This is a genomic window from Bacillus sp. FSL K6-1560 (genome assembly GCF_038592935.1).
GTDB lineage: Bacteria > Bacillota > Bacilli > Bacillales > Bacillaceae > Bacillus > Bacillus subtilis.
On record NZ_CP151946.1, the window covers coordinates 2,990,306 to 3,005,811 of the forward strand.

At 41.7% G+C, this 15,506-nt stretch carries 14 protein-coding genes and 1 other annotated feature; of the genes, 2 read left to right on the forward strand and 12 right to left on the reverse strand.

Features of this window, described 5'->3' with window-relative positions; all coding sequences use genetic code 11:
- Positions 1–162 precede the first annotated feature (162 nt).
- Positions 163–819 (forward strand): TerC family protein, encoded by a 657-nt coding sequence (locus NYE22_RS16045; RefSeq protein ID WP_003232944.1) that lies wholly within the window; start codon positions 163–165, stop codon positions 817–819.
- A gap of 45 nt (positions 820–864) precedes the next feature.
- On the opposite strand, the gene spx is transcribed toward NYE22_RS16045, so the two are convergent.
- From spx to oppA, 8 genes are all read right to left on the reverse strand, one after another.
- Positions 865–1,260: a transcriptional regulator Spx gene (gene spx / locus NYE22_RS16050; protein WP_014476435.1), complete on the reverse strand. Its 396-nt coding sequence runs from the start codon at positions 1,258–1,260 to the stop codon at positions 865–867.
- 180 nt (positions 1,261–1,440) lie between these two features.
- Entirely contained in the window at positions 1,441–2,019 is a 579-nt protein-coding gene (locus NYE22_RS16055; protein WP_003224597.1) for a GNAT family N-acetyltransferase, read from the reverse strand.
- A 163-nt stretch (positions 2,020–2,182) separates the two neighbouring features.
- Entirely contained in the window at positions 2,183–3,400 is a 1,218-nt protein-coding gene (locus NYE22_RS16060) for an MFS transporter (protein WP_080286182.1), read from the reverse strand.
- A 106-nt stretch (positions 3,401–3,506) separates the two neighbouring features.
- Positions 3,507–4,424, reverse strand: coding sequence for an oligopeptide ABC transporter ATP-binding protein OppF (gene oppF, locus NYE22_RS16065; protein WP_003239287.1), 918 nt, complete (start codon positions 4,422–4,424; stop codon positions 3,507–3,509).
- A gap of 1 nt (position 4,425) precedes the next feature.
- A complete protein-coding gene (gene oppD, locus NYE22_RS16070) occupies positions 4,426–5,502 on the reverse strand; it encodes an oligopeptide ABC transporter ATP-binding protein OppD (RefSeq protein ID WP_014906294.1) in 1,077 nt (358 codons plus the stop codon).
- 4 nt (positions 5,503–5,506) lie between these two features.
- Positions 5,507–6,424, reverse strand: coding sequence for an oligopeptide ABC transporter permease OppC (gene oppC, locus NYE22_RS16075; RefSeq protein WP_003232954.1), 918 nt, complete (start codon positions 6,422–6,424; stop codon positions 5,507–5,509).
- Positions 6,425–6,427: 3 nt separating this feature from the next.
- Positions 6,428–7,363 carry an oligopeptide ABC transporter permease OppB gene (gene oppB, locus NYE22_RS16080; protein ID WP_003245554.1) on the reverse strand — a complete coding sequence of 312 codons (936 nt, stop codon included), beginning with the start codon at positions 7,361–7,363 and terminating at the stop codon, positions 6,428–6,430.
- Positions 7,364–7,470: 107 nt separating this feature from the next.
- Positions 7,471–9,108, reverse strand: coding sequence for an oligopeptide ABC transporter substrate-binding protein OppA (oppA, locus tag NYE22_RS16085; RefSeq protein WP_063335040.1), 1,638 nt, complete (start codon positions 9,106–9,108; stop codon positions 7,471–7,473).
- Positions 9,109–9,578: 470 nt separating this feature from the next.
- Positions 9,579–9,793: a binding site (T-box leader), on the forward strand.
- Between the two features lie 58 nt (positions 9,794–9,851).
- Between oppA and trpS the strand changes: the two genes are divergently transcribed.
- Positions 9,852–10,844: a tryptophan--tRNA ligase gene (trpS, locus tag NYE22_RS16090; RefSeq protein WP_003245134.1), complete on the forward strand. Its 993-nt coding sequence runs from the start codon at positions 9,852–9,854 to the stop codon at positions 10,842–10,844.
- 33 nt (positions 10,845–10,877) lie between these two features.
- On the opposite strand, the gene NYE22_RS16095 is transcribed toward trpS, so the two are convergent.
- The 4 genes from NYE22_RS16095 to NYE22_RS16110 form a co-directional block, all read right to left on the reverse strand.
- The gene (locus tag NYE22_RS16095; protein WP_003239298.1) at positions 10,878–11,630 is read right to left on the reverse strand and encodes a YjbA family protein; all 753 of its coding nucleotides are present in this window, start codon (positions 11,628–11,630) and stop codon (positions 10,878–10,880) included.
- 204 nt (positions 11,631–11,834) lie between these two features.
- A complete protein-coding gene (opp4C, locus tag NYE22_RS16100; RefSeq protein ID WP_342411972.1) occupies positions 11,835–12,749 on the reverse strand; it encodes an oligopeptide ABC transporter permease in 915 nt (304 codons plus the stop codon).
- 15 nt (positions 12,750–12,764) lie between these two features.
- Positions 12,765–13,715, reverse strand: coding sequence for an ABC transporter permease (locus NYE22_RS16105; protein WP_342411973.1), 951 nt, complete (start codon positions 13,713–13,715; stop codon positions 12,765–12,767).
- A gap of 78 nt (positions 13,716–13,793) precedes the next feature.
- Positions 13,794–15,422 (reverse strand): peptide-binding protein, encoded by a 1,629-nt coding sequence (locus tag NYE22_RS16110; RefSeq protein ID WP_076457861.1) that lies wholly within the window; start codon positions 15,420–15,422, stop codon positions 13,794–13,796.
- Positions 15,423–15,506: the final 84 nt, after the last annotated feature.

Here is a 15,506-nt window from a genome sequence, read left to right on the forward strand (position 1 = left end):
GTGAATTCCTTTGTATTTCTATTTTATGATAAAACAGTCACAAAAGAAATAAAAATGCACCTTTGCCTAAAAAACGGCAGTTCAGGCGGCTGATATCATAAAATACGACCTGTCTCATATAGTAGTAGTACAAGCGAAGGACTGAAAGCGAGGTGCCGCTTCATGGAGCATGACTATCTGATTTCTCTGCTTGTCATTGTTGGGATTGACCTGATCCTCGGCGGAGATAACGCGGTTGTTATTGCCATGGCCAGCAGACATTTGCCGGACAAGCAAAGACAGCAAGCCATTATTCTCGGAACATTTATTGCCGTTGCCATGAGAATCGGATTAACAAGTGCAGCAGTATATCTTTTGAACATTCCGTTCTTGCAGTGCGCCGGCGGAATTTTCCTGCTGTATTTAGGATATCAGCTGCTGATTGAAAAAAAAGACACGAAACACATTAAAAGCAGCACCTCCCTGTGGAGAGCGATACGAACGATTGTGCTTGCAGATCTCTTTATGTCGCTGGACAACGTCATCGCAGTTGCGGGAGCATCACACGGTGAGTTTTCTCTCGTTGTTATAGGTTTGTGTGTATCGGTTCCGGTTATTATTTGGGGCAGCAAACTCATCCATATTGCACTAGAGAAAATACCGCTTCTGATTTACGCGGGAAGCGGGCTGCTTGCTTATACTGGCGGAGAAATGATTGTCAGAGACAAAAAGCTGTCGCTTTTTATGGCGCAGCACGGCACAGTTGAAACGCTCCTCCCCATTTTGACGGTTGCGTTTGTCATTCTTGCGAGCATTTATTACCAGCAGGTTGAAAAATAATAAAAGAAGGCTGATGACTCAGCCTTCTTTTGATGATACGATCTATTAGTTTGCCAAACGCTGTGCTTCTCTTAATTGGAAAGAGCGAACTTTTCTTGGCAGGAAACGTCTGATTTCGTCTTCGTTATATCCGACCTGCAAACGTTTTTCGTCAATGATGATCGGACGGCGAAGCAAACCTGGATGCTCGTTGATCAAGCGGTACAAATCTTGCAGCGGCATAGATTCAACGTTCACATTCAGTTTTTGGAATACTTTTGAACGGGTTGAGATGATTTCATCTGTTCCATCCTCAGTCATTCGAAGAATTTGTTTTATTTCATCAATTGATAAAGGTTCAGAGAAAATGTTTCTTTCTACAAATGGAATATCGTGCTCCTCGAGCCACGCTCTCGCCTTTCTGCATGAAGTACAGCTTGGTGATGTGTATAGTGTAACCATTCATCTTCACTCCTCTAATTAGTAGGATGAACATCTATTTTATTCTTAAATTGAAATTACTCTAAAAAAGGAATCTTTACAGGTATTATACTATAAAAAAGTAAGTGTGAACAGTATCCTAAGAAAAAAATGTGTCAATCCAGCAAATTTTTAATGTTCATGATATGTTCTAATTCTCAATTAGCTTAACTGATCGAAAATATTTTTTTGTTTTTCTTCATCAATGAGTTTCAGGACTTCATCCGTTTTTTCGTACGATTCCCCGTACCATTTCTCGTCTTTATAAGTATGAATGTTTTCATATGTTTGTTTCATGGCTTCAAGAATTTCTTCTTCTGATTCTGTTTTTGGTGACCAGTACAGAATCTCCATCTTGTTTACTTCATTCGTAGCCAATGACCGGCGCCGGTACCCAATTGACTGAGCATGCTTGAAATGCTCTCTTTGATAAAACCTCAGGCGTTTTTCTGTATCAGTATCATCTTCATCCACAGGTTCCACCTCGAGCAATATGGGCTTATTTTTCTTTTTCAGCTTCGCGATCAATTTGCCGCCAAGCCCCTGCCCTCTTGCATCCTTAGACACATACAGATAATCAACGAAGATAAAAGAATCGAATTCCGCAAACATTAAAATATGATGTTTGCCTTCATCTTTATGATAAATATCGCTTCGCTCTTTCAGAAGAGCTTCCATATGCGCTTTTGATTTCATTTCTTCAATTGGAAAGTACTCGCTAAGCTTTTCATACCAGTTCATTGATTTGCTCCTTATGAGTTCGTTGTCTTCATACTTTTAGATATACCCCATTTCTTCTTGTTTAAACAGCCTTACATCTATAAAGACGTGCGAACTTCCGCCATGGTTTCATTTTTTTTCAGCAAAAACGGAGCCAGCTGCTCCGTTCATTTTGAAGTGTATCTCATTGAACTCGGTTTTCCCGCCTGTAATGAATCAGGCGGGGCTGCGCCAGTGCAATCAGAAATGTCATGATATATAATGCAGCAGCCGCGATAAAAGCTATTTTCGCACCAGCAGCATCAGCCACTAGCCCCATAATGGAGTAGGTGACGCCTGACCAAGGAGTCAAAATCGCATTTTTTGCAGCCATGATTCCGATTCGTTTCTGCTCGGGAATAACCTCCTGCAGCATGGTTTCCTGGCAAATATCACGCACCTGATAAAAAGGCCCCATTGCAGCACAAGCCAGAGCGCATAAAAATGGGACTGGAGAAAATGAAAACAAAAGGGTCAGCGCCGACATTACAAGCGAGCTGAACATAATGGCATAGCCCATATTCCGCTCAAAAAAAGAAGAAAAACGAATGGCAATCACACTGCCGACAATTGCGCCTATAAAATAGGAAGCGTTAAACATCCCCCACCACACCTCTGTTTCATGCAAAACAGCCGCAGTAAATGCGAGGAGAATAGCAGATGACCATACGGAACCCGCCAAAGCTTCTATCATGTCCATTACAGTAATGTCTCTTACAATAGGGATGATCATTAAATCCTTCCATATACTTCTGACAGATGCTGTTTCAGCAGTTCCTGCATCCTCTTCTTCATTAACATGCAGCACACTGATGGAAGCTCCCGATAGAACAAACAGGCAAATGGCAGCGCCGACAACGAGTTCAAAAGGGATGGCGTACGTCAGAAGGCCTCCAAGGCCCCAGCCTGCTGTTAAGAACAATTGATTCGAGAGGGAGATCACACCATTCGCTTTTACATATTGCTTCTTTGGAACAATAATCGGCAGCAGCGCAAATCTTGCCGGCTGAAAAAAAGCGCCCGCGAAGGAAAAACAAAACACAAACAGCAGCGTAATCCAAAAGAATGCCTGTCCGTGATGAGTGACGCTGTATGCCATCAGGATTGTAAAGACCGCTCTCAGCAGATTCGCTCCCGCAAGCACCTTTTTAAAACCGAGAATGCGAAGCACCGGAGAGACGCAAAAGCTTGCTGCTATACTCGCAAACGACATGAACGATAAAATAAGGCCCGCCAAAAAAACGGAGTCAGTCATTTGATAGACCCGGACCATTAAAACGATTGTGACGAGGACTCCTGCTAAGGATTGAAAAGATTGAGACAGCAATAGCGCAAAAACATTTTTGTTATGCAGAAATTGAATGGTATTTCGCCTCCGCTTTTTCCTCTAATTGTAAATGTTATCATTCTCACTTTCTATGAGGACGCAAAAAAACCCTTCAAGAGAAATCTCTTGAAGGATTGATGAATCATGAAAAAGCTTTAAATTCGGCTTCCGTGCACATCACAAAATGTCCCGGTTTGACTTCACGGAATTCCATCGTTTCCCCATCCTTTAATTGATGGACAGACGGATCATATTTCTGGCGAACGCGATTTCTCTCATAGTCCGGATCAGGAAGCGGAATCGCAGAAAGCAATGATTTTGTATATGGGTGAAGCGGATTCTCATACAGCTCATCTGCCGGCGCAAGCTCAACCAGTTTCCCGAAATACATGACTCCAATGCGGTCACTGATGTATTTGACCATCGATAAATCGTGGGCAATAAACAGGTATGTGAGCCCTTTTTCTTTTTGCAGTTCTTTCATTAAATTCACGACCTGCGCTTGAATGGATACATCCAAAGCGGAAATCGGCTCATCCGCGATAATGAATTCCGGATCAACAGCAAGCGCTCTGGCAATCCCGATTCTTTGGCGCTGGCCGCCGGAAAATTCATGCGGATAGCGGTTCGCGTGTTCCTTGTTTAAACCAACTGTTTCCAATAGTTCATGGACCCTCTGCATCCGCTCTTTTTTCGTTTTCGCCAGCTTATGAATATCAAGGCCTTCAGCAATAATATCAGCAACTGTCATTCTCGGATTCAGGGATGCATATGGGTCTTGGAAAATCATCTGCATTTTGCGGTTGAATTCCAGCAGCTTTTTCCGCGATTTTTTCCCGTGCACATTTTCACCGTTAAACAGCACCTCACCATCGGTTGCTTCGTACAGCCTGATAATGCTTCGGCCTGTTGTCGATTTACCGCAGCCAGATTCACCAACCAGCCCTAATGTTTCACCTTTATAGATATCAAATGATAAATCATCTACAGCCTTAACCGTTCCCCTCGGCGTGACAAAGTGCTGTTTTAAATGTTTGATTTCTAATAGTTTTTCAGTCAATTTATTCACCTTCTCTCACTAAGACAGGTTTTTCAAACGTGTTTGCCAGTTTACGCATTTTCGCTTTTACCGCTTCAGGCGGCTCTACCTTTGGCGCGTCAGGATGAAGCAGCCACGATTTTACATAATGAGTATCGGATACCTTAAACATTGGCGGCTCCTGTTCAAAATCGATTTTCATCGCGTAAGAGCTCCGCAGGGCAAAAGCATCTCCTTTTGGCGGGTTTGTCAAATCAGGCGGTGTGCCCGGAATGGCAGTCAGCTCTTCCTCTCCTGAACTTTCCAGTGTCGGCATGGATGCAAGAAGCCCCCAAGTATACGGATGTCTCGGATCGTAGAAAATTTCGTCTACCGTACCTGTTTCTACAATCTGTCCCGCGTACATGACAGCGACCCGGTCAGCAACATTTGCCACAACACCAAGATCGTGTGTAATAAAGATGATGGACGTATCAATTTTCTTTTGCAAATCCTTCATCAATTCCAGAATTTGCGCTTGAATCGTTACATCAAGAGCAGTTGTCGGCTCATCGGCGATCAGAAGTTTCGGATTCGCTGCAAGCGCCATGGCAATGACAACCCTCTGTCTCATCCCGCCTGAAAATTCGTGCGGAAATTGGTTCACCCGCTTTTCCGGCATTGGGATACCGACTAATTCCAGCAGTTCAACCGCGCGTTTTTTAGCCGCTTCCTTCGAGATCTTTTCGTGTTTAAAAAGCACTTCCGTAATTTGTTTACCGACCTTCATCGTTGGATTTAAAGAGGTCATCGGATCTTGGAATATCATGCCGATCTCTTTTCCCCGGACATTTTGCATTTCTTTTTCGGACAGCGGCACCAGATCCTTTCCTTCAAACAGGATCTCACCGCGTTTGAAATAACCCGGAGGCATTGGAATCAGCTTCATAATCGCTTGAGAGGTTACACTTTTTCCGGAACCTGATTCTCCAACAATGGCCAGCGTCTCCCCTTTATCCAGATGGAAATTCACTCCGCGGATCGCCTGGACCTCTCCGCCATATGTTTTAAATGAAATTGCTAAATCTTTTACTTCTAATAGGCGTGTCACCCGTATCACTCCCTTATTTACGTAACTTAGGATCCAATGCGTCTCTTAATCCGTCGCCGACAACGTTGAAACCAAACATTGTAATGCAGATAAATCCGGCAGGGAAGAATAAACGCCACGGATAATAGGTCAATGCAGGCAATCCGTCAGAAGCCATCGTTCCCCAGCTTGCCAGCGGAGCCGGAACACCAAGTCCCAAATAGCTTAAAAAGGCTTCTGTGAAAATTGCAGTAGGAACTGTCAGTGTCATCGTGACCAAAATAGAACCCATTGCGTTTGGCACGATATGTTTAAACAGAAGACGGGATGTTTTTGCACCCAGTGTCTGTGATGCAAGCACATACTCCTGATTCTTCAGCTGCAGCACTTGTCCGCGCACGATTCTGGCCATATTAATCCAGCCTGTAATCGTCATGGCAATAATAATCGTAAATAGACCTTTCGGAAGAACAACCATCAGTAAGATAACCATTAATAATGAAGGAACTGCCCAAAGGATATCAGCGATTCGCATCATGATTTCGTCCGTTCTGCCTCCGCGGAAGCCTGAAATGCTCCCCCAAATGACACCGATCAGCAAATCAAGAACAGCGGCTGCAACACCGATAAAGATTGAGATTCGCGCCCCTACCCATGTACGGACGAAAATGTCCCGTCCAAGATCATCTGTTCCGAACCAGTGATCTTTTGAAGGCGGCTTATCCGCATTTAAGAGATTAGTAGTTGAATAATCATACCTTGAGAACATCGGCGCAAAAATTGCCATAAGGATAATAAGTACGATAATGATAAGCCCGACCATTGCAAGCTTATTGCTGCGGAAGCGAAGCATCGCATCTTTCCAGAGGGAAAGGCTCTTTTTACTTATTTTTTCTGCATCGCCGGCATTCGCTGCGGCTGGTTCAAACATGTTTTTTGGAATGTTCTGCATGGCCTAGGCTCCTTTCTTTGCTTTGGAAAGCTTGATTCTTGGATCAATAATGCCGTATAACACATCTACGATTAATACACACAATAGCAGGATGACGCTGAAGAACACCGTTACACCCATAATGACCGTATAATCACGGTTTGTAATACTGTTGACGAAGTGTGCACCAAGCCCCGGGATCCCAAAAATGGTTTCAATAATGAAGCTCCCCGTTAAGACCTGTGCGGCCATCGGGCCCATATATGTAACAACCGGCAAAAGCGCGTTTCGAATGGCGTGCCGCACTGTAACCGCTGGGCGGGACAGCCCTTTCGCTTTCGCTGTGCGGATATAATCACTGTTTAACACTTCGATCATGCTTGAACGGGAAAGTCTGGCAATAAACGCCATCGGCATGGAAGCAAGTGCGATTGAAGGCAAAAAGGTGTATGCCCAGGAATCCCACCCCGCGACCGGAAACAGCCCAAGCTTCATGGAGAACACATATTGCAGAACAGCCGCCATGATAAAGCTCGGAACCGAAATACCAAATATCGTTAAAATCGCGACGGTATAATCCTGCCACTTATTATGGTAAAGGGCTGCAATGACCCCAAACAATACACCTAACGCTAAAGCGAGGAGAATAGCTTCTGCTCCAAGAGTAAATGAAACGGGGAAACCTGAACTGATCAGGTCGTTAACACTCTGACCTTTATATTTAAATGACGGTCCGAAATCCCACATTGCAACTGATTTCAAATAACTGACATATTGTACAAACAGCGGCTTGTCCAAGCCATAATGCGCATTTAAATTTGCTTCAATTTCAGGCGGAAGCTTTTTCTCACCTGAAAATGGCCCGCCCGGTGCTGCTTGCATTAAGAAGAATGTCACAGTTACAATCACAAATAGTGTGATAATCATATAGACTAAGCGTCTTCCGATATATTTTAGCAAGGGGGAACACCTCCATGGTTTTTACATTTTTATACTCCATCAGTAAGAAAGGTATATGGGGCTTTTCTCCCCATATACCTTGAGGTCTTTTATTTTCAGACGTAGCCTTATTTAAAATATGCGTTTCTGAAATAAACCTCACCAGTACCTGGCATGATAACACCTTTTAGGTTTTCATCCTGTACCCAAGTATCAGTATAGAAATAGATTGGGGCAACCGGCATTTCATCAATGAAAATACCTTCTGCTTTTTTCAGCAGCTCTGCACGTTTTGTTTTATCTGTTTCAGTTTGTGACTGATTCAGAAGCTTTTTGAATTCTGGATTTTCCCAGCCTGTATCGTTATTTCCTCCGTTTTTGTCACGGAACAATTCAAGGAAGTTGATAGGATCATTGAAGTCGCCGAGCCAGCCCATACGGCCGATTTGATAATCTTGGCTGTGGAGCTTATCAATATAGACATTCCACTCTGAGTTATCAAGCTCAACATCAACGCCTAAATTTTTCTTCCACATTTCTTGTACTGCTTGAGCGATTTTCGCGTGTGCGTCATCAGTGTTGTAAGACAATTTGATTTTTGGCAAATCAGATGCCTTGCTTAAGCCCATTTCTTTTAGGCCTTTATCAAGGTATTTTTTTGCTGTTTTGACATCATTGTCTTTGAAGTATCCTTCTTTGTTATCCTCAAATCCCTTCATTGTAGGCGGCACTGCAGCCATTGCCGGGATTTGCTCTCCTTGCGTAACGTTTTTAACAATCGACTGACGGTCAAGCGAATATGTTAAAGCTTTACGGATATTGACGTTGTCTAATGGCTTAGCTTCAGTGTTGAATTTGTACCAATACACTCCTGCAATCGGCTCAACATGTAAAGAACCGTCTTTTTTCAGGGTCGGCAGGGATTCTGTCGGAAGCTGTCCGAGCGGCATACCGGCCCAATCAAGTTCGCCAGCTTGGAATTTTTTTAGTTCCGTATTGTTATTGTTGATCATAACCATATCGATTTTCTTCAGTTTGACTTTGTCTTTATCCCAATACTGGTCATTTTTTTCGAGAGTAATAGAACCGCTGTGTTTCCATGCCGTCATTTTGAACGGCCCGTTTGATACATAATCATCTCCGGCATTTGTATTCCACTTTTTATTTTTCTCTGCAATTTTCTTATTGATCGGCATATACGTATAGAACGCAGTTAATTCAGTGAAATATGGCGTCGGGTTATTTAATTCAACCTTCAGCGTTTTGTCATTCACAGCTTTTACTGCCACATCGTCTAGGCTGCCTTTTCCGGTATTCGCCGCTTCAGCACCTTTTATGTAGTAGAGCTGGTAAGCGTATTGTGATTCATTATTAGGGTCAAGCGCCCATTTCCAAGCATATTCAAAATCTTGTGCTGTTACAGGGTCTCCATTAGACCATTTCACACCATCACGAATAGTGAATGTATATGTTTTACCGTCCTTGCTTGTTTCGATTTTGGATGCCATGCCTTCTTCAGGCTCCCCATCTGCATTGATGCGTGTCAATCCTTCAAAAGTCTGACGGATGACACCGCCTGATACTGAATCATTTGCCAATCCCGGATGTAAGGAGAACGGCTCAGTTTTAATATTAATGTTAAGTGTCGTCTTTCCTTTACTGTCCTTTTTCCCTTCACCGTTTGATCCGCTGCCGCCAAAGCCGCACGCGCTCAGCACGAGAGTGAAAATGAGCATCAACGTGACAATCGACCAACGTTTTTTCATATTCGCAAACCCCCTAATAATAATTTTCAGCTCCTTACGGCTAAATCCTCAGAAATATCAGACAAATGAACCTGAGTTTCCACAACTTTTATTCTGTTCCGTCTTTTCTGATTATTTTTGTAAAAAAGCTGTAACAATAGAGTGAACAAGTTCATTATAATGAAACAAATAATTTATTGCAATATTATTTTATCAATTTAAAATATTTAAACTTCGTTAGTTTTTCTTCCATGAACATAATATCCTTCTACCATTTAAAGCATAAATTGATTAAAAACTTTTTCATGTGTTTTCTGCCCATATTGCTTTTTACATATAATATCTGCCTGTTTTTACGCTGATAGCAGTTATCATTTAAGGATTTTACAACAAGCATGTTATTTATATTATTACAATTTTACTGGAAAAAAGAATGTTTTTTCATGATGACAATTGGTTATAATTGATTTATAATGAAGCAATCAAAAGAAAAGCTTGCTATGAAAAAGAGTAGTACACATTTCACCTGTTTGAAGAGAGTCTGCGGTGCTGGGAGCAGATAACGGGCAATGTGGAATGGACTTTGGAGCAGCTGACCGAACTGGAAAAAAGTAGGCTCAGCCGGAGCAGTCTCCGTTACAAACGTCAGAGTGATTTCATTTTAATGGAATAATCAGGGTGGTACCACGGTTCATTCGTCCCTTTTTTACAGGGGAAGAATGAGCCTTTTTTATTATGTTTTAAGAAATGAGGTTGATGTTTTCATGAAACAAACGATTTTTTCAGGCATTCAGCCAAGCGGCTCAGTGACGCTCGGCAACTATATCGGTGCAATGAAGCAGTTTGTCGAACTGCAGCATGATTATAATAGCTATTTTTGCATCGTGGACCAGCATGCGATAACTGTTCCTCAAGACCGGCTTGAGCTTAGAAAGAATATCCGCAATCTCGCAGCGCTTTACTTAGCTGTCGGACTTGATCCAGAAAAAGCAACATTGTTTATTCAATCAGAGGTCCCCGCGCATGCGCAGGCCGGATGGATGATGCAGTGTGTCGCATATATCGGCGAGCTTGAGCGGATGACTCAATTTAAGGACAAATCCAAAGGCAATGAAGCTGTCGTCTCCGGCCTGTTAACATATCCGCCGCTGATGGCCGCTGATATTCTGCTGTACGGAACGGATCTTGTGCCTGTCGGTGAGGATCAAAAGCAGCACCTTGAGCTGACGCGGAATCTCGCAGAACGCTTCAACAAAAAATACAACGACATCTTCACGATTCCGGAAGTGAAAATTCCAAAAGTCGGTGCACGTATCATGTCTCTGAATGATCCGCTGAAGAAGATGAGCAAATCTGATCCGAACCAGAAAGCTTATATTACCCTGCTGGATGAGCCGAAGCAGCTTGAAAAGAAAATCAAAAGCGCTGTAACGGATTCTGAAGGCATTGTCAAATTTGATAAGGAAAACAAACCGGGCGTTTCCAACCTTCTTACAATTTATTCAATCCTCGGCAATACGACAATTGAAGAGCTTGAAGCAAAGTACGAAGGAAAAGGCTACGGCGAGTTTAAAGGTGATTTGGCAGAAGTCGTGGTGAACGCATTAAAACCGATCCAGGACCGCTATTACGAGCTGATAGAATCTGAAGAATTAGACCGGATTCTTGATGAAGGCGCGGAACGAGCGAACCGGACAGCAAACAAAATGCTGAAAAAAATGGAGAATGCCATGGGTCTTGGAAGAAAAAGACGCTAATCAAAAAACCGCTCTTTGCAAAGAGCGGTTTTTTTAGTTGACCTTTGATTCGTTTTCCATTTCCCAAAGCTTTTCGAAAAAAGGCTGTCCTTTTATTAGGTTTTCGCAAAAAGCTAGGTGCTTGTCCGACCAGCCTTCAATTGTTTCGTTATACAGCATGTCCCAAATCTCTTCAAAGCTCATCCTTTTGATTTGTTCATACATATGCGGATTCCACTCTGTGTACCAGTAGCCAATTTCCGCTCGGTTTTTCAGCCCTTTTAATTGGTCAAGCGCCATAAACATCAGCTGCTTAATTTGCCGTTCTTTTCTTGTAAGTCCTCTGACATGTTCTGGTGCTAATGATAAGATGTGATATTCCTTGGAGGATTCCAGCTTCTTTGGCTCAAATTCATATGTTTCAGGCTCTACATCTTTTACCATTTCATAAACGAGCTGCTCCTGTCTTGGGATCAGACGGCTTTTTCTGACAGGGATCGTGTAGCCGATCGTGTCTACAGCTAAAATGCCGATTCCGTCTGTTACGACAAAACAATACTCAAGCTTTGTCCGCTCATGATTTTTCCGAATGTACGATTTCTGATGTACGTCTTCAAGCAAACCTTTCGGAAGCTCTGACAAATCGTTTTCTATGTAATGAAACAGTACTGACGGCACCCTTAACAGCGGCACCTGATCCAAAAGCTCAACCGTATCTTCCTTGCGCCATTCGTGAAAGTGGCATACATTGTAGCCATTTTCTTCCCCTTCAAACCAATTGACCCACACATCATGAAGAAATAACATCTCTAACCCCTCACTTTTATAAAAACTGTTGTCCACAGTATAGGCAAGGGATAGAGAAATTATTCCAAAGAGATTGAGGAAATCTGGAATCACTGGGTTTATGTAAGAATCATAAAAAGCAGATCTCTTTGTATATTTTCTGACAAAAGGAGACCTGCTTTTTTCTGATTTGGTGATATTTTATAACAGATATGATATTCATTTTTATTTAATATTTTTCGGGTCAAGCGCATCCCGCAGGCCATCACCGACAAAGTTGAAGCATAAAACGGTCATTAAAATAAATAGCCCGGGAAATAACGGGTACCACCATGCTTGAATCATTACTGTAAAGTTTTGAGCATCCTGAAGCATGTTTCCCCAGCTAGCGATTGGCGGCTGGATACCGAAACCCAAATAGCTTAGCGTTGATTCAGCTAGAATGACACTGCCTACTTTTAGAGTTGCGGAAACAATAATTGGCCCAATACAATTCGGCAATATATGCGAAAAAATAATTTTGTGATTTTTTGTGCCTATTGTTTTAGCAGCCAATACAAATTCCCTTGACCGTAGGGATAGAAACTCTCCTCTGACTAGTCTCGCTGTTGTAGTCCAGCCCGTCAGAGAAAAAATCAAAATTAACTTATCCATTCCCGGTTGAAAAATTGTAACTAAGGTAATAAGCAGAAAAATATCCGGAATAGATAAAACTACGTCGACAGCCCTCATCAATACAGCATCTACTATTCCTCTAAAGTATCCTGCTAAGGCTCCAACAACCGTACCAATTGTAATCGCACCAATTACGGAAGCAAAACCAACTAATAAAGACACACGGGCACCATATAACACCCTTGTAAATATATCGCGCCCAAACTTATCCGTCCCCATTAGATTTTGAGCGCTTGGCGGCTTCAGTTTGTTTAAAAGAGATTGACTCTCAGGCGAGTAAGGCGCAATAAAAGGAGCAAAGACCGCCATTAAGATGATAACTGTTAAAATTATACCCCCAACAACAGCAAGCCTATTTTTAAAAAATTTCTCAAAAAAGATCTTAGTCATTGTTTCTGGTTTTTTTCTAATATTTTCTTTTAGCTTTACCTCATTAGAGGGAGCCGCAGTGTTTGGATGTGTCATGTGTGCCACCCCCTTTTAATATTCAATTCTCGGATCAACTAATGCATACAAAATATCTGCAATCAAGTTCCCCAGTACAACCAAACCAGCAGAAATCACAGTCATGGCCATAATAACCGGATAATCTCGAGAGAATGCCGAATCAATAAATAACTTCCCTAATCCCGGCCAAGTAAAAATCTGTTCAACTACTACAGCACCGCCAATAAATGATGGAATCATCAATCCGAAAATTGTAATAACAGGAAGCAGGCCATTTCTCAAACCATGTTTGAAAATCACTTTATTTTCTTTGAATCCTTTGGCTCGAGCTGTTCTTATATAATCTTGCTTTAATACATCAAGCATACTTGATCTTGTATAACGAGTAATACCTGCCATATCCGCAGTTGCTAAAACAAACGCAGGTAAAATTAAATGATGGAGCCTATCAAAAATGTTAAAGTCAGCGTTTAAAGTGCCGACACCTCCCGTAGGAAACCAACCGAGATTTACGGAAAGAACCATAATAAGAATTAATCCGAACCAGAAATTTGGTATTGCCAGCCCCAAAAATGACGTGACGGTTATACCATAGTCAAGCTTAGAATAAGGGCGTTTTGCAGAAAGAACACCGAAAGGAATTGAAATCAGAAGAGCAACAAGAGTTGAAAAAACCATAAGCACCAGAGTATTTGGCAAACGTGAAAGGATTAGATCGGAAACTGGTGTCCCCTTTTTCACAATAGATGTCCCAAAGTCGCCTTGGAGCATGTTCCCAAGCCATTTTAAGTACTGAACAGGTTCTGGATCATTGAGTCCATACTTTTCAATAAATTTGGCTCTGTCAGCTTGGCTGATTGTCGGATCCATCATAAGTGACATCGGATCACCTGGCGCCGCTTTCATTATCGCAAATGATAAAATTGTAATGCCCAAAAGAATTGGCAGAGACATTAATGTTCGACGAACAATATATGTAACCATATTCTTGTCCCCTTTTCTAAAATAGGATAAAGAGGAAAGGATGCTTGCTTGATCCTCCCCTCTCTAGGGATTTAATTATTATTGTTCAAGCCACCATTTTTCAATATGATATAAGTCATTTTTCGGATGGAATACATATCCATGCATGTTTGTCGGAATTGCCCTATGATAATTGTAATAAAACAGGAATGAATAAGGCTGATCCTCAGCAATCAATTTATAGATTTCTTCGTATTTTTTCTGATATTCTTCTCTGTTTGTAATTGACTTTGCCTCAACTAAAAGTTTATCAACCTCAGGATTTTTGTACCAAATATTGTTCAATCCATTTTTAGACTGACTTGAATGGAAGATCGTGTATTGGTCAGGGAACGTAGCTAGACTCCATCCAAGCAACAATGCATCATAATCCCAATTTGGTGGATTTGTCTGTTCGATTAGAGCACTAAATTCCACAATTTGCGGTTTTGCTTCAATTCCTACTTCTTTAAGTTGCTGCTGAACAACAACTGCTAAATCCTCCCGAATCTTATTACCCTGGTTAGTTTTAATGGTAAATGAGAATTTTTTTCCGTCCTTATCAAGGTAACCGTCTCCATCTGTATCTTTCCATCCTGCTTCTCCCAAGAGCTTTTTAGCTTTTTTAGGATTGTAATCAAATGTAGGTACATCACCTTTTGGATAGTTCCAAGAAAGCGGACTTTCAGGAACGTTTGCAACTTTACCATCACCATTTAACACCTGATCTACCATTGCTTTTCGATCAAGCGCATACGTAAGAGCTTGGCGGACTTTTTTGTCTTTAAATAATTCGTTTTTTTCATTCCATCCAATATAGCTGTAGTTCAAACCAAGATCTGATTTAACTTGAACATTATCAAATGTTTTAACTGTCTCAATGTCTGTGCCTGGTACAACAAAGAAGTCAATATCCCCAGCTTTTAATTGAGCAACAGCGGCATTAGAATCAGGAATCGTCTTAACTGTCACTGTATCTAAATACGGTCTTCCGCCATAGTAGTCATCATTTGCTTCAAGTTTTACATAATCACCCTTTTTCCATTCAACAAACTTGAATGGACCCGAACCAATTGGATTCTTTCTGTTAAATTCATTTTCGCCTAAATCTGCAACAGGCACTTTCCCTAAAATGTGTTTAGGCAGAATACCGTAACTGCCTAAAACAACATTGTAAAAATACGCATCCTTTTTCTTTAATTTAAATTCAATTTCATAATCACCTTTTTTTGTAACAGATTTTAGTGATTCAAAACCAGAACCGCGTTCACCATTATAGTCCTTGTTTAAAGGGATGCTATAAGTGAAAACAACGTCATCGGCTGTAAGTTCTTTTCCATCATGGAATTTTACACCTTTTCTAATTTTGACATCATAAGTCAGGCCATCTTTGGATTCCGTTACTTTCTCAGCTAAAGCAGGTTTCACATTTAGTTTTTCATCCGTTTCTAATAATGTACTATAGATCATCCCTTCAATATCTGAACTGGAAACGTCTGTAGAATAGAGTGGATTAAACAATGTTGGCTCCCCAGTTGACCCTACAACCAAATCCCCGCCTTGCTGCGGTTTGCCTGCTGATTTTTTCGCGCTGCTGTTGCTTGATTTTGATCCCGAGCAGGCTGATAAAAAGATGGCCAGAACCATCAATACACTTAGCATCATCAGTGCGGTTTTCCGTCTTTTCATTAGATATTCCCCCTCTTGAAATGTTCGTTCTTCTCAGCTGTTGTTTATGTAGTGTGCATACCCCCTCTCAAAGCTGTGCGGGCA